The sequence below is a fragment of the Metapseudomonas boanensis genome (assembly GCF_018704125.1).
In the GTDB taxonomy this organism is placed as follows: domain Bacteria; phylum Pseudomonadota; class Gammaproteobacteria; order Pseudomonadales; family Pseudomonadaceae; genus Metapseudomonas; species Metapseudomonas boanensis.
Genome location: NZ_JAGTIS010000002.1, coordinates 285,572 through 306,544 on the forward strand (window position 1 = coordinate 285,572; position 20,973 = coordinate 306,544).

Annotated in this window: 17 protein-coding genes; 6 read left to right on the forward strand and 11 right to left on the reverse strand. The window is 63.5% G+C overall.

The features are described 5' to 3' along the window. Positions 1-40: 40 nt before the first annotated feature. The 4 genes from rhdA (at position 41) to J7302_RS05440 (ending at position 5,837) form a co-directional block, all read left to right on the forward strand. Positions 41-856, forward strand: coding sequence for a thiosulfate sulfurtransferase (rhdA, locus tag J7302_RS05425; RefSeq protein ID WP_215371524.1), 816 nt, complete (start codon positions 41-43; stop codon positions 854-856). A gap of 25 nt (positions 857-881) precedes the next feature. Further along, positions 882-1,748, forward strand: a complete 867-nt coding sequence (gene asd / locus J7302_RS05430) for an archaetidylserine decarboxylase (protein ID WP_215371526.1) — start codon at positions 882-884, stop codon at positions 1,746-1,748. Positions 1,749-1,896: 148 nt separating this feature from the next. After that, complete coding sequence (locus J7302_RS05435) at positions 1,897-3,708, forward strand: molecular chaperone (RefSeq protein WP_215371529.1); 1,812 nt, start codon at positions 1,897-1,899, stop codon at positions 3,706-3,708. 59 nt (positions 3,709-3,767) lie between these two features. Further along, complete coding sequence (locus J7302_RS05440) at positions 3,768-5,837, forward strand: EAL domain-containing protein (protein ID WP_215371531.1); 2,070 nt, start codon at positions 3,768-3,770, stop codon at positions 5,835-5,837. A 327-nt stretch (positions 5,838-6,164) separates the two neighbouring features. Here J7302_RS05440 and serB read toward each other — a convergent pair whose 3' ends face one another. Next, positions 6,165-7,379, reverse strand: a complete 1,215-nt coding sequence (gene serB / locus J7302_RS05445; RefSeq protein WP_215371534.1) for a phosphoserine phosphatase SerB — start codon at positions 7,377-7,379, stop codon at positions 6,165-6,167. Between the two features lie 136 nt (positions 7,380-7,515). Between serB and J7302_RS05450 the strand changes: the two genes are divergently transcribed. Further along, positions 7,516-9,051 (forward strand): AhpA/YtjB family protein, encoded by a 1,536-nt coding sequence (locus J7302_RS05450; protein WP_215371537.1) that lies wholly within the window; start codon positions 7,516-7,518, stop codon positions 9,049-9,051. Positions 9,052-9,549: 498 nt separating this feature from the next. Here J7302_RS05450 and J7302_RS05455 read toward each other — a convergent pair whose 3' ends face one another. The 9 genes from J7302_RS05455 to J7302_RS05495 form a co-directional block, all read right to left on the reverse strand. Beyond that, a complete protein-coding gene (locus J7302_RS05455) occupies positions 9,550-10,263 on the reverse strand; it encodes a PqiC family protein (RefSeq protein WP_215371539.1) in 714 nt (237 codons plus the stop codon). 143 nt (positions 10,264-10,406) lie between these two features. After that, complete coding sequence (gene parC / locus J7302_RS05460; protein ID WP_215371541.1) at positions 10,407-12,671, reverse strand: DNA topoisomerase IV subunit A; 2,265 nt, start codon at positions 12,669-12,671, stop codon at positions 10,407-10,409. Between the two features lie 7 nt (positions 12,672-12,678). After that, on the reverse strand, positions 12,679-13,203 hold the full coding sequence (locus J7302_RS05465) for a retropepsin-like aspartic protease family protein (protein ID WP_215371543.1): 525 nt from the start codon (positions 13,201-13,203) through the stop codon (positions 12,679-12,681). Continuing rightward, positions 13,200-14,183, reverse strand: coding sequence for an esterase-like activity of phytase family protein (locus J7302_RS05470; protein WP_215371545.1), 984 nt, complete (start codon positions 14,181-14,183; stop codon positions 13,200-13,202). The genes J7302_RS05465 and J7302_RS05470 overlap by 4 nt, the downstream gene beginning before the upstream one ends. Then, positions 14,180-16,069, reverse strand: a complete 1,890-nt coding sequence (parE, locus tag J7302_RS05475) for a DNA topoisomerase IV subunit B (protein ID WP_215371548.1) — start codon at positions 16,067-16,069, stop codon at positions 14,180-14,182. Before parE ends, J7302_RS05470 begins: the two co-directional genes overlap by 4 nt. A gap of 14 nt (positions 16,070-16,083) precedes the next feature. After that, the gene (locus tag J7302_RS05480; RefSeq protein ID WP_215371550.1) at positions 16,084-16,701 is read right to left on the reverse strand and encodes a YqiA/YcfP family alpha/beta fold hydrolase; all 618 of its coding nucleotides are present in this window, start codon (positions 16,699-16,701) and stop codon (positions 16,084-16,086) included. Between the two features lie 59 nt (positions 16,702-16,760). Further along, complete coding sequence (gene cpdA / locus J7302_RS05485) at positions 16,761-17,576, reverse strand: 3',5'-cyclic-AMP phosphodiesterase (RefSeq protein ID WP_215371552.1); 816 nt, start codon at positions 17,574-17,576, stop codon at positions 16,761-16,763. A gap of 103 nt (positions 17,577-17,679) precedes the next feature. Further along, on the reverse strand, positions 17,680-18,135 hold the full coding sequence (locus tag J7302_RS05490; protein WP_215371554.1) for a DUF1249 domain-containing protein: 456 nt from the start codon (positions 18,133-18,135) through the stop codon (positions 17,680-17,682). Then, positions 18,126-18,743, reverse strand: a complete 618-nt coding sequence (locus J7302_RS05495; RefSeq protein ID WP_215372461.1) for an NUDIX domain-containing protein — start codon at positions 18,741-18,743, stop codon at positions 18,126-18,128. Before J7302_RS05495 ends, J7302_RS05490 begins: the two co-directional genes overlap by 10 nt. A gap of 194 nt (positions 18,744-18,937) precedes the next feature. Here J7302_RS05495 and J7302_RS05500 point away from each other — a divergent pair, with 194 nt between their 5' ends. After that, positions 18,938-19,681: a DUF3298 and DUF4163 domain-containing protein gene (locus J7302_RS05500; RefSeq protein ID WP_215371557.1), complete on the forward strand. Its 744-nt coding sequence runs from the start codon at positions 18,938-18,940 to the stop codon at positions 19,679-19,681. On the opposite strand, the gene cytX is transcribed toward J7302_RS05500, so the two are convergent. Beyond that, on the reverse strand, positions 19,638-20,936 hold the full coding sequence (gene cytX, locus J7302_RS05505; protein WP_215371559.1) for a putative hydroxymethylpyrimidine transporter CytX: 1,299 nt from the start codon (positions 20,934-20,936) through the stop codon (positions 19,638-19,640). The two genes, J7302_RS05500 and cytX, sit on opposite strands and share 44 nt — an antisense overlap. Positions 20,937-20,973 lie beyond the last annotated feature (37 nt).

A 20,973-nucleotide genomic window follows, 5' to 3' on the forward strand; every position in this document is an offset into this window, starting at 1 on the left:
CCGCTACAATCCGTTCCTTTTGCCCAATCCGGAGGCTCCCATGCCTGCCTTCCCCTCGCTTGCGCTGGTCATTGAACCAGCCGATCTGGCGCAATACCTGGGCGCCAGCGACCTGATCCTGGTGGACCTCACCAGCGCCGCCCGCTATGCCGAAGGCCACCTGCCCGGGGCCCGCTTCGTCGATCCGAAGCGCACCCAGCTCGGCCAACCGCCGGCTCCTGGCCTGCTGCCCTCCCATGCGGACCTCGAAGCACTGTTCGGGGAGCTTGGCCATCGTCCAGAGGCGACCTACGTGGTCTATGACGACGAAGGCGGCGGCTGGGCCGGTCGCTTCATCTGGCTGCTGGACGTCATCGGCCATCATCGCTACCACTATCTGAACGGCGGCCTGCACGCCTGGCTCGCCGAGGGTCGCGAAACCACCCAGGACACCCCCGCACCAGTGGGCGGCCCGATCAGCCTGACGCTGCACGATGAACCCACCGCGACGCGCGAATACCTGCAAGGCCGCCTGGGCGCTGCGGACCTGGCCATCTGGGATGCCCGCAATCCAAGCGAATACAACGGCACCAAGATACTGGCCGCAAAAGCCGGGCACATCCCCGGCGCGATCAACTTCGAGTGGACTGCCGGCATGGACAGGACCCGGGCCTTGAGGATTCGTGAAGACATGGCCGACATCCTGCGAGGACTGGGCATCACCCCGGATAAGGAAATCGTCACCCACTGCCAGACCCACCATCGCTCCGGCTTCACCTATCTGGTCGCCAAGTCCCTCGGCTACCCAAGGGTGAAGGGTTATGCCGGCTCCTGGTCCGAGTGGGGCAACCACCCGGATACTCCCGTCGAGGTCTGAGACTTCCGCCCGCCAAGGACTCCCCATGAAAGAACGCCTATTCATCATCAGTCAGTACCTGCTGCCCCATAACCTGCTGTCCCGCCTGGCCGGCTGCATCGCCGAGTGCCGCGTGCCCTGGTTCAAGAACGCCTTCACCACCTGGTTCGCCAAGCGCTATCAGGTGAACATGAGCGAAGCCATGGTCGAAGATCCCCAAGGCTACGAACACTTCAATGCCTTCTTCACCCGCGCCCTCAAGCCAGGCGCACGCCCACTGGATAGAACCCCGGGCGCAATCCTGTGCCCGGCCGATGGAGCCATCAGCCAAGTGGGTAGCATCGAGCACGGGCGCATCTTCCAGGCCAAGGGGCACAGCTTCAGCGTGCTGGAGCTGCTGGGCGGTAATGCCGAGCGCGCAGCTCCCTTCATGGGTGGCGAGTTCGCAACCGTCTACCTCTCGCCGAAGGACTACCACCGGGTCCACGCCCCGCTGGGCGGCACCCTGCGAGAGATGGTCTATGTGCCGGGCCGACTGTTCTCGGTGAACCAGGCCACGGCTGAAAACGTTCCGGAACTCTTCGCCCGCAACGAGCGCGTGGTCTGTCTGTTCGATACCGAGCGTGGCCCCATGGCGGTCGTCCTGGTCGGTGCGATGATCGTTGCCTCGATAGAAACTGTGTGGGCTGGCCTGGTCACCCCGCCAAAGCGTGAATTGAAGACGTTCAGCTATGACGAGCAGGCGCGAGCGCCGATCACGCTGGAGAAAGGCGATGAGCTCGGGCGCTTCAAGCTCGGTTCGACCGCCATCGTCCTGTTCGGACCCGACCAGATCAGTTGGGCCGAAGGAGTGTGGCCAGGCAGCCAGGTAACCATGGGACAGCTCATGGCTCTGCCCAAAACCACCAGTTGAACCTGGGCGCCTGGACGAGGCATGCCCCCGCCCAGGCGCTTCACCGCACCAAGGCCCAACCTTGGGATCTGCTGCCGGAGCTGGCGGATGCTGGTAGAGTGCAGAAACAGCGCTAAAGCGCCTTGAGACGTCGGAGTTGTCGAGTCGGATGGATTACCAGAGCCCTCACCTGCTATTGCGTGTCCCCACGCCAAGCAAGCAGAGCCTATCCTTCTGCGACGCCACTCCGCGCGGCCTGACACGCTGGATCGCCCATCTGCCCAAGGCCAACCTTGGCGAAACGGCACGGCAGCTCTACCAATGCCTGGCCGAACTGAACCAACTGGCGACCCCCTCGGAGAATCGACTGCAGCTCCTCGAACTGCTTCGTCCCGAGGTGCACTTCGTCTGCTTGCACCTTGAGCGGCATTTCCTCAACCAGGCGATCGTCCTCGACGAACGTCCGCGCAAGGTAGCCAGCCTTTGCCAGGCGCTGCAGAACCACCTGGCCATCGGTTACAAGCTCATTGTCGTGCACGAGGCCCCTCGCCCGGGACGCGAGCGCGCACAACTGCTGACGGTCGCCGTGCAGCGCGCAATGCACAGCCTCAACGGTCCGCTGATTCGCTCCAGCCAGTTGTACTGCCCCGCCCCCGAAGGGCTCTGGCTGGAACTCCACCAGCTTTATCAACTGGCGCAAAGCCGCCAACTCCAAGGTATCGTGGTGCGCGACCCACTCGCCCGACACACTCAGGGGCTGAGCGTCGAGCAGACCTATCTGGTCGCGCTGCTACTCGGTTGCGCACGCTGCAACCAGATGCGCCAGATTGGAATCGCGCGCCTTGCCGAATCACTCGAACCCTGGAGCGCACTGGTCACCTTGCAACGAGCCGACCAGCCCTCCAGCCTGTTCGCCGTGGCCCCCTTGCTCGATGGACCGCCCCGCTACAAGTCGCTGTTTCAGGACGTGGAGCCGCAAAAGCTACTTGGCCTTGACCCCTCGCCGCTGGTCCACGCCATCAAAGACCACTTGCTGCTTCCCGCAGAGCAACGCGAGCAATCCAGACTGCTGGTTCCCGAAGGGCTGAGCCTGGACCTGCTTCAGCATCTCAGCTCGGCGTGGGGCGACATTTCCGAGCGCACGTTCCAGCGTAATCCCGGCCAAGGCAGCCTGACCCTGTGCATCGGCATGAGCGCGTTGCACTTCTTCCTCGCCGGCAATACGCCGTTCAGTGACGTACTGAAGCTTCCCCAGGAAGCCGGCCAGGCAGTTTTCAACCCGCAACTCAGAAAACCCGCTGCAGATATCTGGGCAAAGGCCTTCGATGCCCAGCCGGCACGCACAACCTGGCATACTGATTTGCCCTTGGAGGAAATCGAGTACGCACGTCCAGCGTCCAGTGGCAATCAGCAGTCCACCGGCTTAGAGGACTATCCCACCTATAGTGTGGCCGTAGTCAATCACAGTCCTGGTGGCTACTGCCTCAGCTGGCCCAAGGACGTGCCTAGCCAACTGCAGGCTGGCGAACTGCTGGGTGTACAGGACGCTCCAGGTCAAGGCTGGAGCATTGCCGTGGTCCGCTGGATCCGCCTGGTTCGGGGCGGCGGGACGCAAATGGGCATCGAACTGATCGCCCCGCACGCGCAGTCATGCGGGGCACTGCTGCTGCGCAAGGATGAAAGAAACAGCCACTATCTGAGAGCCCTGTTGCTTCCGGCAGTCGGTGCCATCTCACAGCCTGCTACGCTGATTACACCCCGCCTTCCCTTCCAGGAAGGCAATAAGGTGCAGATCAACCTGCGCGGGGAAGAACACAAGGCCGTGCTGACCCGTCGTCAGACCAGCACCGCCAGTTTCAGTCAGTTCGAATACCGCACGCTTGAGCATTCCGCGCCACCAAATGGGAAGTCCAGCACAACCCTGGGAGGCCATGCCCAGAGCGGCGACGAAGACTTTGACTCGCTATGGAAGTCGCTGTAGATTCGCCAACCACTACCATTTGTCGCCTATTTGCGCCCGTCCGGCGCTAAGTGCAGGCCATGGCCATCGAAAAGAAAACGATCCGCCTGCTGATACTGGAAGACTCGCAGAACGAAGCCGAGCGTCTGGTCAGCCTGTTCCGCAATGCCGGTCGCGCGACCCGCGTCCACCGCATCCTCTCCAACGACGATCTTGTCGAATCTCTTCAGCAAAGCTGGGACATGCTGGTCGCGGCCCCCAGCAGCGAACTACTCGCCCCGCTCGAAGCACTCAACACCCTGCGTCGCCAGTCCAAGGACATTCCCTTCATCCAGCTGGTTCAGGGCAACGACTCCGATCTGATCACCGAAGCCCTGGCCCTGGGTGCCCAGGATGCCCTGCCCCAGGGAGAGGACGAACGCCTGGTGCTGGTGGCCAACCGCGAACTGGCCAACCTCGAACAGCGCCGCGGGTTTCGAGCTGCCGAAGTGAGCCTGCGCGAGGCAGAAAAACGCTGCCAGTTGCTGCTGGATAGCTCCGTCGACGCGATCGCCTATGTGCACGACGGCATGCACATCTACGCCAACCGGGCCTATGTCGAACTCTTCGGCTACGACGATGGTGAAGAGCTGGAGGGCATGCCGATGATCGACCTGGTCGCCAGCAACGACCAGGCCAGCTTCAAGGACTTCCTCAAGAACTATCGCGACGGCAATGGCGCGGGAGAGCTGACCTGCAATGGCTGCAAGGTCGATGGCCAGGCATTTCGCGCACACATGAGCTTCTCGCCCGCCACCTACGACGGAGAGCCGTGCATACAGGTGGTGATCCGCACTGAAACCGATAACTCGGAGCTGGAAGAAAAGCTCCGGGAGATCAGCAGCCAGGATCTCGTCACCGGCCTGTTCAACCGCGCTCATTTCAACGAACTGCTGGATGCAGCCGCCGAGCGTGCAGTGAAGAGCTCACAGCCCTCCAGTCTTGCCTATATCAAGGTCGACCGCTACGCAAACCTACTGGCAGAAATCGGCATCGCCGGCATCGACCTGCTGCTGACCGACCTGGCCAACCTGCTGCGCACCCACTTTGCCGGTGACGCAAAACTGGCCCGCTACGGCGATGACGTATTCAGCGTGTTGCTGCCCGGCCTCACGCCCGAACAATCGGAAGAAGGACTGCACGCCCTGCTTAAGAAGGTCGACAGCCACCTGTTCGATGTCAGTAGCCGTACCGTGCAAATCTGCCTGTCTATCGGCATCGCCGGCCTCAACGATACTACCCCCAAAGCCCAGGAAGTCGTCGACCGCGCCCACCGCTGCGCCGACGAACTCAGCAATGGCAATTCGCTGAAACTCTACGATCCGGCCGATGAACTGGCGGCAGCGGCAAATCGCGGAAGCCTGGTGGCCATGGTCCAGCAGGCCTTGGAAAACAACAGCTTCCGCCTGCTGTTCCAGCCGATCATCAGCCTTCGCGGCGACAATTTCGAACACTACGAAGTGCTCCTGCGCCTGCTCAGCCCGCAAGGCGAGGAAGTTCCGCCCGCCGACTTCCTGGACGCAGCCAGGAATGCCGGCCAGGCCGAGAAGATCGACCGCTGGGTGATCCTCAATTCGATCAAGCTACTGGCTGAACACCGCGCCAAGGGCCACAACACGCGCTTGTTCATCCACCTGTCCGGCGCGAGCCTGCAGGACCAGACCTTGCTGCCATGGTTGAGCGTTGCACTCAAGGCTGCCCGGCTGCCCGCGGATGCCCTGATCTTCCAGTTCAGCGAACCCGACGCCATCGCTTACCTCAAGCAGGCCAAGACCCTCACCCAGGGCCTTGCCGAACTCCATTGCCAGGTTGCCCTGAGCCAGTTCGGCTGCGCGCTGACTCCGTTCAACACCCTCAAGCACCTGAACATCGACTTCGTGAAGGTCGATGGCTCCTTCACCCAGGAACTCAACCGGGCCGAGAACCAGGAAACCCTGAAAACCCTGCTGGCAAGCCTCCATGCCCAGGCCAAGCTGACCATCGTGCCCTACGTCGAAACAGCCAGCGTGCTGGCGACGCTCTGGCAAGCCGGCGTCAACTACATCCAGGGTTACTACCTGCAGGGGCCCAGCCAGGCCATGGACTACGACTTTTCCTCCGATGATGAGTAGTCAGCCCCCACCCACAAGAAAGCCGCCCGATGGGCTAATGCTGTTCACTTAGGCATTGGCGGCAGCGCATATGAGGAGGGGCGTGATCGGCCTTCGGAGCAGTCTGCCACCTCGTAGCCCGGATGAATCCGGGTGCAGCGGTTGGACTTTTCCCGGATTTCATCGGGCTACCAAGCTGAAGGCCCCGTAGGAGAGATACCTGCCCAACAGAAACAACTTCGTGATGTAAAACCAAAAACGCCGCCCTCCTGCTGAAGGAAAAGCGGCGTATTTTCTTATGTGAACAGCATTAGCCCGATGGACGGCTTTTCCGTTCAGGCGCGGACCTCAGCCCTCACCATCACGGTCGCGGAACCCGAGCAGGTAGAGAATCCCGTCCAGCCCAAGGGTGGAGATCGCCTGCTTGGCCGACTGCTTGACCAGTGGCTTGGCGCGGAACGCCACGCCAAGACCGGCCAGGCCGAGCATGGGCAGGTCGTTGGCGCCATCGCCCACGGCGATGGTCTGCTCCAGGCGCAAGCCTTCCTTCTCGGCGAGCTCGCGCAGCAGGTCGGCCTTGCGCTGGGCGTCGACGATAGGCTCGACAGCGACACCAGTCAGCTTGCCATCGACGATCTGCAGTTCGTTGGCGAACACATAGTCGATGCCCAGCTTCGCCTGCAACTGCCGAGCGAAATAGGTGAAGCCACCGGAGAGAATCGCCGTCTTGTAGCCCAGGCGCTTGAGCTCGGCGAACAGCGTCTCGGCACCCTCGGTCAGGCGCAGCGACGCACCGATCTCTTCCAGCACATCCTCGGAAAGCCCCTTGAGCAGCGCCAGGCGCTCCTTGAAGCTGGCGCGGAAGTCCAACTCGCCACGCATGGCGCGCTCGGTAATTTCCGCCACCTGCTCGCCAACGCCCGCGGCCTTGGCCAGTTCATCGATGACCTCCGCCTCGATCAGGGTCGAGTCCATGTCGAACACCGCCAGCCGGCGATTGCGGCGGAACACCGAGTCACGCTGGAAGGCGATATCCACATTGAGCGCCTGGGCCACGCTAAGGAACTCGGCACGCAGCGCGACCGGATCGGCCGGCTCGCCGCGCACGGAGAACTCGATGCAGCCTTTGCCCTGGTCGGCCGGCATGTCCAGCGGCATACGTCCCGACAGGCGGTCGATATGATCGATATTGAGGCCGTACTTGGCAGTGATCGAACTCACGCTCTGCAGTTGCTCGGCGGTCACCTTGCGGGTCAGCAGCGTGACGATGTAACGGGGCTTGCCCTGGCCCTCGACCCATTGCTGGTAGTCAGCCTCGGAAACCGGGGTGAAGCGCACCTGCTGATCCAGCTTGTAAGCCGTGAACAGCACATCCTTGAGCACCGCCGAACCCATGCCGGTGTCGGGAATTTCCACCAGGATGCCGAACGACAGGGTGTCGTGGATCACCGCCTGGCCGATATCCAGGATGTTCACTCCACCCTGGGCCAGGACGCCGGTAATGGCCGCGGTCAGACCTGGGCGATCTTCGCCAGTGATATTGATCAGGACAATCTCGCGCAAGGCGCACCTCCCTCAGCGCATGAAAAGGCGCACATTCTACCCACTTTCCGAGCACTTCGAGCATGCCGAACGCTTTGCCGTGCAAGGGCCGATCGTTATACTGCGCCACAATTCCGTCCGAGAAGAGCCGCGCTCTGTGAACCGGCCCACGTCCGTCAAGCCCGATAATTTCTTCCTGCTGATCTTCCATGCACTGCGCCAGCGGCGGGTTCCCATCGCCCTGCGTATCGCCAGCCACAGCCTGTTGCTGGTGGCGCTGGCGCTGGTCATCTATGCCTGGGTCATGGGCATGCAGTTCAAGCAGGCCATGCAGCAGCAGGCCGACGCGCTTGGACAAAGCCTGACCATACAGACGGCCGCATCGGCTACGGAGCTGCTGGTGTCCAACGACATCCTCAGCCTCAACGTCCTGCTCAATAACCTGGTGAAAAACCCGCTGGTGGCCCACGCGGCCATTTACAGCGTCGACAACCGCATCCTTGCCGAAGCGGGCTCGCGCCCGAAACAAGGACTGCTGGGCGAGACCGAGGGACTCTACTCCACGCCCATCACCTTCCAGGAAGTGATCGCCGGACACCTGCGCCTGAGCCTGGACATGGAACAGTTCCAGCAGCCCATGACCATCAGTTTGCAGAGCATGGGCCTGCTGAGCCTGATCCTGCTGGCGCTGACCCTTTCCCTCAGCCTGCGCCTGGGCCGGCACATCTCTACGCCGCTGCTCCAACTGCGGGTATGGCTGCGTGATCCGGACGATCCCGCTCCCGGCGCAGGTCGCCAGGATGAGATCGGCGACCTGGCGCGCCAGCTGCAAACGCGTCTGGTGCCCGAGAAACCCGAACCGGAGCCGGACCCCGAGCCCGAGCCGATCCCGGAGGTCGACTATGCGGAGGCCGATGAGGATGAGCTCGAGGACCAAACGGACGAGGAGCCGAACTTTGAAGTTCGCGACCTGAGCGACAGCAGCTTCGACGAAGACGACGAGGGGACGCCCAGCAAGTTGTTCACGCCGGACGAGGAAGACCCCTTTGCCGACCTGCGCGATGAGCTGAACGAGCCTGCCAGCGCTTCTGCCGTCCCCGAGCAGCCACGGGAGCAGCCGCAGAGGAGTGCCGTGCTGGCAATCCAGTTGGGCGCCCAGGAGCAGCTACGGCGGTTGCCGCGCGCGCGTCTACTGGATCTGCTGCAACGCTATCGAGACTGCATGGACCAGGCGGGCGCGCTCTACAAGGGCCAGTTGCTGACGCTCAATGACGGCAGCAGTTTGATGCTGTTCCATAGCCGCCAGAGCGGAGAGGACTACCTGACCCACGCCTTGTGCTGTGGTGAGTTGATGCGCGCGCTCGGCCATGCCCTGCAGATCGAAGTCGCCGACAGCGGCATCACCCTCCAGTTGCAACTGGGCCTGACCCTAGGCGAAGACCTGTCGGGACTCGGTCAAGGCGATCTCCTGCTCAATGACGCGACGCAGAACGCCCTGGCCCTCAGCCAGCACAGCCGCAACCTGCTGCTGGTCGAACGCGCCATCGCCGACGCGCCACTGGTACGCGAGCGGGCCCGCGTCCGCGCCATCACCAGCCCCGAGGGGGCCTCCTGCGTTGAACGCCTGCTGGAGCCCTACCCATCCCTGCTGGAACGCCAGCTCGCCCGCATGCACGAAGCCCGCGCCCACTAGGGAGCGGCTTCGGCGCCCTCGTTGTTCTGATCACGCTGTGCGCTTTCATCCGTGATGTGGCGCCCCTGCGGGGGGCCTTGGCGATTGAATTGGCTATGTCTGCGTTAGCTGTTACTCGCAATCAATGGCCGGACTGAGAGCCTTGTAGGAGCGGGGGACGCCGAGTTCTTGCTCGCAAACCGGCCCCTTTCGCGAGCAAGCTCGCTCCTACAAGGAATGCCGCCACTTGCAACACTCAACGCAGACAGAGCCAGTGAATTCGCCTCCAAAGATATTGTTCCCACACTCAGCACCGTGGGATACGGTTCAGGGCAGCGATACCCAATCTGCACCCGGCCTTATACCTGCCATTGGGACCTGGCCAACCTACGCGCGCACTCGGCTCCGTTGCCTGGGCTTCGGTCTGGGCCAGAAGGGCCAAAGCACTCAGTCTCAGGACTCAAACGCCCATGAAAAAGCCCGCATCATGCGGGCTTTCATCAACTCGATGCCTGGCAATCAGAAGCGAAAAACTTCCACATCCGTCCTCACCGGCGCCGCCATGGGTATCTTCGGCTGCTGAGGCGGCTTCGCCTTGGCAGGCGCGGCAGGAGCAGGTTTGCGGGCGGGCTCCTCGGCGGCGGCCGCCTGGCCTTCCAGCGGTTTTACCGCCGCCGCCAGTTGTTCCGCCAGTTGCTGCAACAAGTGGCTCTGGGCGCGAACCTGATCAGCCGCCGTGCCGGTATGCGGCTCTTGGAGCCTCACCAGTCGGCTGTCGCGCAGCTTCCCGGCTCGGTCGAGCAAACGCCATTGAGCCTCCAACACCGCCGGGAGTTGGGGACCGGAATCCAGGCGGCTGATAGTCAGCAGTACCTGTACTTCTGGAGTGAAGCCCGGGTTGCCCGGCGCGAGGACCAGGCGCTGACTGTCGAGACGCCAGGAAAGCTGGCGCAGCAGAAGCTGATCGATATCCGCTGCCAGACTGCCGGCCCAGCGACCGTCCGACGCGGCGGTGAGGCTGCCGTCAACCTGACGTTGCAACAGGGTCTCACGCTGCAGGTAATCAGCCACCGTCACTGGCCCGAGCAGGACCGACATGCCGGCTTTCTGCGAAGGAACCTCTGGCGAGCCGGCATCCAGCTGATACATGGGAACAGGCGGACTATGCACACAGCCAGCCAGGCCGAGCAGGCCGGCAAGTACTACCACCAATCGGAAACGCACCACTTTCATCACTCTCATCCACGGCCGCGGTCATTAACGGCCTGCAGTCGAACCCAGGAATTCCGCTTGCGCCTGCAGAATGGCGCAAAGAAGGTGCTTATCATCCGTGAATGTGACGCTGGACTCCAGAGCCCCGCGTCACTTGGTTGGTGTCAGGCCTGGACAATCGGCTCCACCAGGAGCGCATCGACCCGCTGAAAACCGCGCGGAAGCTTGTTGCCACGCCGTCCACGCTCACCTTTGTAATGTTCGAGATCATCGGCCTTCAGCGAGAGCGTACGCTTGCCGGCCTGCAGCACCAAGGTTGCACCTGCAGGCAGCACAGCGAGGTCAGTCAGGTATTCCTCGCGGCTGGCTACGCGCTCGCCAGGGATGCCGATGATCTTGTTGCCCTTGCCCTTGGCCAGTTGCGGCAGGTCACGCACGGGGAACAGCAACAGGCGACCCTCGGTGGTCACAGCGGCCAGCCAGTCATCCTCCAGGCTCCGCAGCGGGCGCGGCGCCACGACCTTGGCCCCATTCGGCAAGCTGAGCAGCGCCTTGCCGGCCTTGTTCTTGGCCTGCAGGTCGGCACCCTTGACCACGAAGCCATAACCGGCATCCGACGCAATCACATAGGTCGCCTCGTCATCCGGCAGCAACACGCACTCGAAACTCGCGCCGGGCGGTGGGGTCAGCCGACCGGTCAATGGCTCGCCCTGGCCCCGTGCAGAAGGCAGCGAATGGGCCGCCAGGGAATAGCTGCGGCCGGTTGAGTCGATGAACACCGCGTACTGGTTGGAGCGCCCCGGCGCGGCCGCCCTGAAGCCATCGCCAGCCTTGTAGGAGAGACCGGTGGCATCTATGTCGTGACCCTTGGCGCAGCGCACCCACCCCTTCTCGGAGAGGACCACGGTCACCGGCTCGGTCGGCATCAGCTCGGTTTCCGACAGCGCCTTGGCCTCGGCCCGCGCGACGATCGGCGAGCGGCGAGCGTCGCCGTAGGTTTCCGCGTCCTTGATCAGCTCCTCGCGCACCAGCTTCTTCAGTTTTGCTTCGCTGCCGAGCAGCGTCTGCAGCTTTTTCTGTTCCTTGAGCAATTCGTCCTGCTCGCCGCGGATCTTCATTTCCTCCAGCCGTGCCAGCTGGCGCAGGCGAGTATCGAGGATATAGTCGGCCTGGACCTCGCTGAGCTGGAAACGCTCCATCAGCACCGACTTGGGCTGATCCTCGGTCCGGATGATGCGGATGACTTCATCCAGGTTGAGGAAAGCGACCAGCAAACCGTCCAACAGGTGCAAGCGCCGCTCCACCTTGTCCAGGCGGAACTGCAGGCGCCGACGTACCGTGCCGATGCGATAGGTCAGCCACTCCTTGAGCAGGGTCCGCAGGTCCTTCACCTGGGGCTTGCCGTCGAGGCCGATGACGTTGGTGTTGACCCGGTAACTCGACTCCAGGTCGGTGGTGGCGAACAGGTGCTGCATCAGCTCATCGGCATCGATTCGATTGGAACGCGGGATGATGACGATGCGCGTCGGGTTCTCGTGGTCAGACTCATCGCGCAGGTCAGCGACCATCGGCAGCTTCTTGGCCTGCATCTGCCCGGCAATCTGCTCCAGCACCTTGGCCCCGGATACCTGATGCGGCAGCGCGGTAACCACGATGTCACCATCCTCGACGCGGTAGACGGCGCGCATACGCACGGAGCCGCGGCCGGTCTCGTAGATCTTCAGCAACTCGGCGCGCGGCGTGATGACTTCCGCCTCGGTGGGGAAGTCAGGGCCGAGGATGTGCTCGCAGAGCTGCTCGACAGTCGCATCCGGCTCGTCCAGCAGTCGCACGCAAGCCGCCGCGACCTCGCGCAGGTTGTGCGGCGGTACGTCGGTGGCCATTCCCACGGCGATGCCGGTGGTGCCATTGAGCAGCAGGTTGGGCAGGCGCGCCGGCAGGGTCGCTGGCTCGTTCAGAGTGCCGTCGAAGTTGGGCACCCAGTCCACCGTGCCCTGGCCGAGTTCCGACAGCAGGACCTCGGCATAGCGCGACAGGCGGGCCTCGGTGTAACGCATGGCGGCGAAGGATTTGGGATCGTCAGGTGCACCCCAGTTGCCCTGCCCGTCCACCAGCGTGTAGCGGTAACTGAAGGGCTGGGCCATCAGCACCATGGCTTCGTAGCAGGCGGAGTCGCCGTGGGGGTGGAACTTGCCGAGCACGTCGCCGACGGTACGCGCCGACTTCTTGTGCTTGGAGTCCGCATCCAGGCCCAGTTCGCTCATGGCATAGATGATGCGCCGCTGCACGGGCTTCAGGCCGTCGCCGATGTGCGGGAGGGCGCGGTCCATGATCACGTACATGGAGTAGTTCAGGTAGGCCTGTTCGGTGAAGTCGGCCAGGGAGCGACGCTCCACGCCTTCCAGGCTCAGATCGAGGGATTCGCTCATGCGTGCCTCACGGGGAAGTGACTTGGCGCAGCACCAGGGTGCCGTCGCGCTGGGTGAATTCGAGTTGTTTGAGAGCGCTCATGCCGAGCAGCACCTCGTTGCCATCCAGTCCCGGGACGATGATCGCCGGTACCTGGGTCAGGCGGATGTCACCCAGGCGCAGCTCGCGCAGCCGGGTGCGGTGGCCGGTCACCCGGCCGTTGGCAGTGCTCACCGTGATCGGCGCACCTGGCTCAAGGCCGAGGCGCTCGGCCAGGGCAGTGGGTACCGCCACCTGGGTGGCGCCCGTGTCGAGCAGGAAGGTGACGCTGGCGCCGTCGATGCGCCCGTCCAGCAGGTAATGCCCTTGGCGGCTGCTGGCCAGGCGCACTTCGATGTAGCCATCGCCATGCACCGACTGTGGCGCCCGGTTCGGGTTGCGCTGCTCCGCTTCCCAGATGCCAAAGAAGTGCGCGGTGAGGAACAGGCCGATACCCCAGGCGAGCACCAGCATGACCCTTCCTGCGCGCCTGCCCGGCGTCTGTGTCGTCATTTCGCGCCCCAACCGTCCTTGGGTGCGCTGAAGCGCCAGACAATCGGCCGGCGCTCGCCATCGGCGCGTGCCTTGCCGCCGTTGTCGAGGCCTATCCAGGCGCCTCTCGCATCGATCCAAAGCCCCTCAGCGACACCGAAAGGCATGCCGTAGCCCCGCGTATCGGCCATGGCCTCTTCGACGAACGACCAGCAGCGCTCGACAACACCCTTGCCTGGCGTGCGCCGGCAGATTCGATGGGCCAGGCGCTCGAGGGTGAACAGCTTGTCGTTGAAGAAGGCGACATCCGAGAAGTCCCGGGCGATCTGCCTCTCGCTGCCAGAAGGTGCCGGTGGGAGTTCGGTACCGCCCTCGGTGAAGAGTACGCAGCTTCCGACGCAGCGCCAGCTGGTCTGCTGCTTTTTCACCACCATCAGGCCACGGCGCTCGCGCTCTGCCGCCAACCAAAGGCGCTCACCCGCCAGGTCGACGGCTATGCCTTCGAGCAGGGCGTTGAAGTTCAGCAACATGCCGCTTGCACGCGCCTGGCGCACCAGGGCATCGGGCAGGAGTAGCCAGTTTGGTTCGCCGGCACGCGGCACTTGCAGCACCGCCGCATGGGTTTCACTCACCAGGTAGCGATTTCCGAGGGAGTCGCAGCTGATGCCTTCGAAATCCAGCTCGTTACCACGCACCAGGCTGAGCAGCTGACCTCGCGCACGCACGCCCCAAGGCAGGTTGCTGGGCGGTGGAGGCGGCGCAATGAAAGGCTCCGCTTTGGCCTGCATCAGGCCGCCCACCGGCGTGAGGTGGAAAATGCGGTCATCGATCCGATCAGAAACCACCTGCAACTCACCATCGCAATAGGCGAGCCCCGACAGGTTGCCGTCGGGCATGCCGGCCACCGGATACTCGGCTTCGAGCCTGAGTTGCTCCGGCGCCTCGGAGGCCCAGAGCGGAGCGATCAGGAACAGGCCAAGCAGGCTGAGGATCCCCCTCACACCATGACCTCGGCCAGATTGCCTTTGGACTCGAGCCAGGACTTACGATCGCCCGCACGCTTCTTCGCCAGCAGCATATCCATGACCTCCACCGTGCCCTCGGTATCCTCCAGGGTCAGCTGGACCAGGCGGCGGGTATTCGGGTCCATGGTGGTCTCGCGCAATTGCAGCGGGTTCATCTCGCCCAGGCCCTTGAATCGGGTGACCTGCGGCTTTCCGCGTTTCTTCTCCGCAGCCAGGCGGTCCAGGACACCATCGCGCTCGGCCTCGTCCAGGGCGTAGTAGATTTCCTTGCCCAGGTCGATCCGGTACAACGGTGGCATGGCCACGTATACGTGCCCGGCTTCCACGAGCCGACGGAAGTGGCGAACGAACAGGGCACACAACAGGGTCGCGATGTGCAAGCCGTCGGAGTCGGCGTCGGCGAGGATGCAGACCTTGCCGTAACGCAACTGGGACAGGTCATCCGCGCCCGGGTCGACGCCAATGGCGACCGCAATGTCATGGACCTCCTGGGACGCCAGCACCTCGCCGCCGTCCACCTCCCAGGTGTTCAGGATCTTCCCGCGCAACGGCATGATCGCCTGGAACTCCTTGTCCCGTGCCTGTTTGGCCGAGCCGCCGGCGGAGTCACCCTCCACCAGGAACAGTTCGGAGCGCAGCGGGTCCTGGCCAGCACAATCCGCCAGCTTACCCGGCAGCGCTGGCCCCTGGGTGATCTTCTTGCGCTCGACCTTCTTGCCCGCCTTGAGGCGCCGGCCGGCGTTACTGATGGCCAACTCGGCCAACTGCAGGCCGAGCTCGGGATGGGCGTTGAGCCAGAGACTGAAGGCGTCCTTGACCACGCCGGAGACGAAGGCGGCCGCCTCCCGCGAGGACAAACGCTCCTTGGTCTGTCCGGAGAACTGCGGCTCCTGGAGCTTCATCGACAGCACGAAGGCGATACGTTCCCAAACATCCTCAGGCGCCAGCTTCACGCCACGTGGCAACAAGTTGCGGAATTCGCAGAATTCGCGCATGGCGTCCAGCAGGCCTTGGCGCAGCCCGTTCACGTGGGTGCCGCCCTGAGCCGTGGGGATCAGGTTGACGTAGCTTTCCTGCAGGGACTCACCACCCTCCGGCAGCCACAACAGGGCCCAGTCCACCGCCTCCTGGTTGCCGGCCAGACTACCGACGAAGGGTTCGTCGGGCAGCCGTGCATACTCGGCAACGGCATCCACCAGATAGGAGCGCAGGCCGTCTTCGAAATGCCATTCGACGCGCTCGCCACTGGCCTTGTCCTCGAAGCTGACCGACAGCCCCGGACAGAGCACCGCCTTGGCCTTGAGCACATGCTTGAGACGGCTGACGGAGAACTTGGGGGAGTCGAAATACTTGGCGTCCGGCCAGAAATGCACGCTGGTGCCGGTGTTGCGCTTGCCGACGCTGCCGATGCCTTCCAGCTCGCTGGCCTTGAAGCCATCGGCGAAGGTCATGCGGTACTCGCTGCCATCGCGCTTCACCCGTACTTCGACACGCGTGGACAGCGCATTAACCACCGAAATGCCGACTCCATGCAGGCCGCCGGAAAACTGGTAGTTCTTGTTGGAGAACTTGCCACCGGCGTGCAGCTTGGTGAGGATCAGCTCCACGCCAGGCACGCCCTCTTCGGGGTGGATATCCACCGGCATGCCGCGCCCGTCGTCGATCACTTGCAGCGAGTTGTCCTCGTGAAGGATCACCTGGACGCTGCTTGCGTGGCCGGCCAAGGCTTCGTCGACGCTGTTGTCGATGACTTCCTGGGCCAGGTGGTTGGGCCGGCTGGTGTCGGTGTACATACCCGGGCGCTTGCGCACCGGGTCCAGGCCGGAGAGGACTTCAATGGCATCCGCGTTGTAAGTAGCCATGGATTCCCTTTCGTTCAGAGGTCGGAAAAATCGATGTCACGCCACAGCTGCGCGGGAAAGCCGGCGAAGGCCAGCAAGGCGGGCAGATGGGCAGGGAAGTGTTGGAAACCGTGGTCGCCGCCGGCCTCGATGCGCAAAGCGCAGGCTCGGTAGTAACGCTCCGCCTGGCGATAATCCAGGGTTTCGTCGGCCGTTTGCAGCCAGACCTGGAAGCGGGCCGGATCCTTCGGCGCGGGCACTTCCAGCTCGGCCAGCGCCGCGACGTGGTCCAGTGTCAGCTCCCAAGTCTCATCGCTGTAGTAGTTCTTCTGTGGCCCCAGTCGCCCGTCGAACAGGCGATGCGGGCTCACCGCCGGGTTGATCAGCAGGGCTTTCAAGCCATGCCGTTCGGCCAAGTGGGTCGCATAGTAGCCGCCCAGGGAGCTGCCGACCAGCACCGGGCGCCCGAGCTCCGCGATCGCCACTTCGAGCTGGTCGATGGCCACGCGGGGGTGATGATGCAAGTCCGGCACGCGCAGTCGGTCGGCAAGGCCGATGCGCTGCATGACCACGCTCAGCTGGCGTGCCTTGAGCGATGCGGGCGAGCTGTTGAATCCATGGATGTAGAGCAAGCAGGGCTGATGGGTCGACACGCGGGTTCCTGGCAGGTCGGGGAAAGAATGCTACTTCTTGCCGTGCCGCAGGCCGCAGGTCAATAACCCTTGACGCTGTAGTCCACCTCGAAGGCGATCCCGGTGACCCGGGACACCCCGGTTTCCAGGCTGCCATCGGCATTCAGGCGCAGCCAGCGGTAGCCCGGCGCCTCGGTACTGACTCGGAAATCCTCGCTACCAGGCGCAAACTGCACGCAAGTCGACGGCGAAGCCAGGAGGCGCATGCCTTGGAACTGCTCATCGAACTCCTGGTGTACATGCCCCCAGAGCAGCGCGCGAACCTGCGGATAGCGTTCCAGGACGTTGAACAGCCGCTCGGCGTTGCGCACCCCGATCGGGTCCATCCAGGCGCAGCCAATGGGCACCGGGTGGTGATGGAAGGTAACGAGCACATGACGTTCCCCGGCGCTGGCCAGGGCCTGTTCGAGGAGTTCTAGCTGTTCGGCGGGGAAATGCCCTGGCACCGCGCCGGCGATGGTCGAATCGAGCAGGACGACACGCCAATGGGAAAAGTCCGTCACGCTGTCGAGCTGATCGCTACCGGCACACACATCACGCATCACAGGCACTTCGTCGTGATTGCCAGGCAGCCAGCGCGAAGGGGCGGGAATAGCCTCGATCAGCTCGCCAAAGCGCCGGTAAGACTCGACCGAGCCGTCCTGGGAGAGATCGCCCGTGGCCAGCACCAGATCGATTCGAGGTTGCTCTTCGAGAACCCGTGCGACAACCCGCTGCAAACTGTCCCGGGTATCCATGCCCAGCAACCGGCCGTCCGTTTCGGCGAACAGATGGCTGTCGGAAAGCTGCACCAGCAGGACCGACTCGTCAGTAACGGGAGGGAGTGGGCTCGGCAAGACCTTCTCCTTGCACGGAATGATTCCGATTATGGTAGTTCCAGCCAGCCAGGGTAAACCCGCGAAGCGGGACTGGATCACAGTTGAGTGAATCGTAGTGGCATTAAAGCACTACAGGTTCCAACTCGTGACCACAAGCCAGGCAATGACTGAGCCACTCACCGAGGAACAGGTTGAGCTGGCTCTTCTCGTCAGGCTGGTGCATGTCGGCATTGGGATAGGGATACACGCTGCGGAAACGCCGTGCATTCTCGGCACCGACCACTTCTGCCATGCGCGCGTCATGGTAGACGCGCACCTCCAGTTGCGGCGAAGGCAACCACGGCAGGCTGTGCTCTTGGCGAACGTGCAGGGTCGTGGTGTAGGGGCAAGCCTCCACGACATCCAGCGCAAGGACGCCGAGCAAGCGCTCGCCCTGGCTGACAGCGACCCGCCGGGACCCGTGAACCTCGCGCATTTCGGGCAACAGACGCATCAGGCGCGCGTAGTTCGCCTCGCAGGCTGCCTGCAGCCCGATGAGGTCGACCCGGTAGCGATCGCGCAACAGATTCACGTCCACAACCCCCTGACTTCGGTACGGTTCAATGCCAGCCACTGCAGGGCAATCATGCTCGCGGCATTGTCCAGTCGCCCTTCACGCATGAGGGCAAGAGCATCCGCCAGCGAAACCACGTGCACGCGGATATCCTCGCCCTCTTCCGCCAGGCCGTGAACACCTCCGGCCCCGCGACTGTCGCAACGGCCAATGAACAGGTGCACACGTTCGTTCGATCCCCCTGGAGAAGGATAGTAGGTGGTGATTGGCCACAGCGACGTCAATTCCAGATTGGCTTCTTCGATGGCTTCCCGACGAGCGACCTCTTCCGGCACCTCGTCCTTGTCGATCAGACCCGCCACCAACTCCAGCAACCAGGGGCTCTCGCTCTTGCCAAGGGCACCCACGCGGAATTGCTCGATCAACACCACGGCATCTTGCTGCGGATCATAGGGCAGAACACAAACCGCATCATGACGAACGAAGAGTTCCCGATGAATAACCGGCCCCATCGCTCCGGAGAACAAGCGATGGCGCAGGCTCAGGCGATCCAGACGGTAGAAACCCTGGAAACAATTCTCGCGCTCGATGAGTTCGACGGCGTCGGGGCCTGGTTTGAAAGTCTCGGTCATGCGCTGCTCGCTTGGATCGAAGGTCGGTGTTTCGCGCATCCTAACTCGGCTCGGAGCCCGACGCAGCCTCTTTGCAGATCGTCATTCGGCTGGGAAGATGTATGGCTATCACAAGCCTGCGCGCACCGAACTCCGAGCGGCCAGGACAGTCGAACCCAGCGATTTCTGCAATCCGAAACCTGAAGATCAAACCCATGCCCATTGCCAGACTCCTCGCCGTCGCCAGCCTTGGCTTCCTGCTCAGCGCCTGCCAGTCCCTGCTGCCGGGCGGCACCGACAAGCTGGAAGCTCAGCGCCAAGCCTGGGAGCATCTCAAGCCCGGCTGCCAGGGGCAGGACTGCCCCTTGGTGAACATCGACACGCTGAACTTCGCCGACGAACCGCAGCTCGATGCCCTGGTCGAACGACGCCTGCTGCAGATGACCCAGGACTCGCCCGACGCGCCGCTGCCGGCCTCGCTGCAATCCTATGAGCAGGACTTCCTGGCCAGTGCCGAGCCGGGCTGGAGCAGCTACCTGCAAGCCAAGATCCGCGAACAGCACGACAACCTGGTCCTGATCGAGCTGTCCAGCTACCTGTACACCGGCGGCGCTCACGGCATGCCCGGACGCGGCTTCATCAACTACGACCGCAAATTGGCCAAACCGCTGAACCTCAAGGACATGCTGCTGCCTGGGCAGGAAGCGGCCTTCTGGAAGCTGGCCGAACAGGCACACAAACGCTGGCTCGCCGCCAACAAGCTGGACCAGGACCCGGATTACGCCAAGACCTGGCCGTTCGAGCGCACCACCAATATTGGCCTGGGCTACGGCGCGATGCTGCTCAAGTATGACGTCTACAGTATCGCGCCCTACTCCGGCGGCCACCCGGAGCTGCATATTCCCTATCCGCAGCTCAACGGAATATTGAAGCCGCAGTATTTCCCCGGGCGCGGCTGAAGCGCCCGAAGAGGTATTGCAGGCCTCCCGCCAGCACCAGCGCCGGCAGGGTCGCGCCCAGCTCCGGCCAGAGGTTGGCCAGCAGGTGGTAGACGGTCACGCCGCAGGCCCAGGCCAGCAGCGTGTCCCAGCGCAGCCCGGTACGCGGTGCCAGGTCCGCACGGCGGCGACGCAGGACGAAATGATCCACCAGCACCACGCCGAACAGCGGGGCGAACACCGAGCCGATCAAGAGCAGGAAGTTCTGGTACTCGGCCAAGGGCGCCAGCAAGGCAACCAGTGTGCAGATCGCCCCGATGACGAGCGCAAGTTGCTCCACCTTGAACGGCAACAGGATGCCACTGGAAACCGCAGCCGAGTGGATGTCGGCGAACGCCTTCTCCGACTCGTCGAGCAAGATCAGCAGCAGCGGAATGCCCATTCCGGCACCGGCCAGTGCCAACAACAGCGCATTGACGTCGCCACCCTCGGCAAATGCCAGGGTGTAAGCCACGCCCAGCCCCATCAGCCACAGGCACCCAAGGAAGAAACCCAGGGCCGAGCCGAAGAAAACCCCTCCGCCGCGCCTGCCGAAACGCGAATAGTCGGCGATCAGCGGCAACCAGGACAGCGGCATGGCGATCGCAATGTCGAAACCCAGGGCGAAAGACATCGAGCCGTCGCCGGCGCGCGCCATCAGCGCGGACAGGTCGGCACGACGCAGCAGATCCCAGGTCAGCCAGAGGCAGGCGCCCACGAGCAGCCAGATTCCCCAGCGACGCAGGATGCGACGCACGAATGCCAGCGGCCCAGCGACCGCCAGCAGGGTGGCGAGCACGCCGAACAGCAGGGTCCAGAGGGTCGGCGACACCCACAGGCTGCCCTCCCCCAGGCCGCGTGTGGCCAGCAGGCTGGCGGCATCCCGCATGACGATGATCTCGAACGCGCCCCAGCCCAGCAGCTGCAGCAGATTGAGCAGCGCCGGCACGGTCGCGCCCATCGACCCCAGGCTCAGCTTCAGCGAGGCCATCGAGGCCAGACCGGTATCGCTACCGATCACCGCAACCGCGCCGAGCAGCAGCACGCCGACGCCCGTGCCGCAGAGGATAGCCAACAGCGCATCGCTCATCCCCAGACCGGGCGCGAGTAGAGCGCCGACCTGCAACACCATCAGGCCGAGACCGAGGGAAAACCAGAGGGAGAACAGGTCGCGCATTCCAAGTACACGCTGGTCGAAAGCGACCGGAACGGTTGGCGAGTAGTTAGGGGTATTCACGATGGCGGACGCCCTCGAAAGGAAGAAAGGAAAAAGC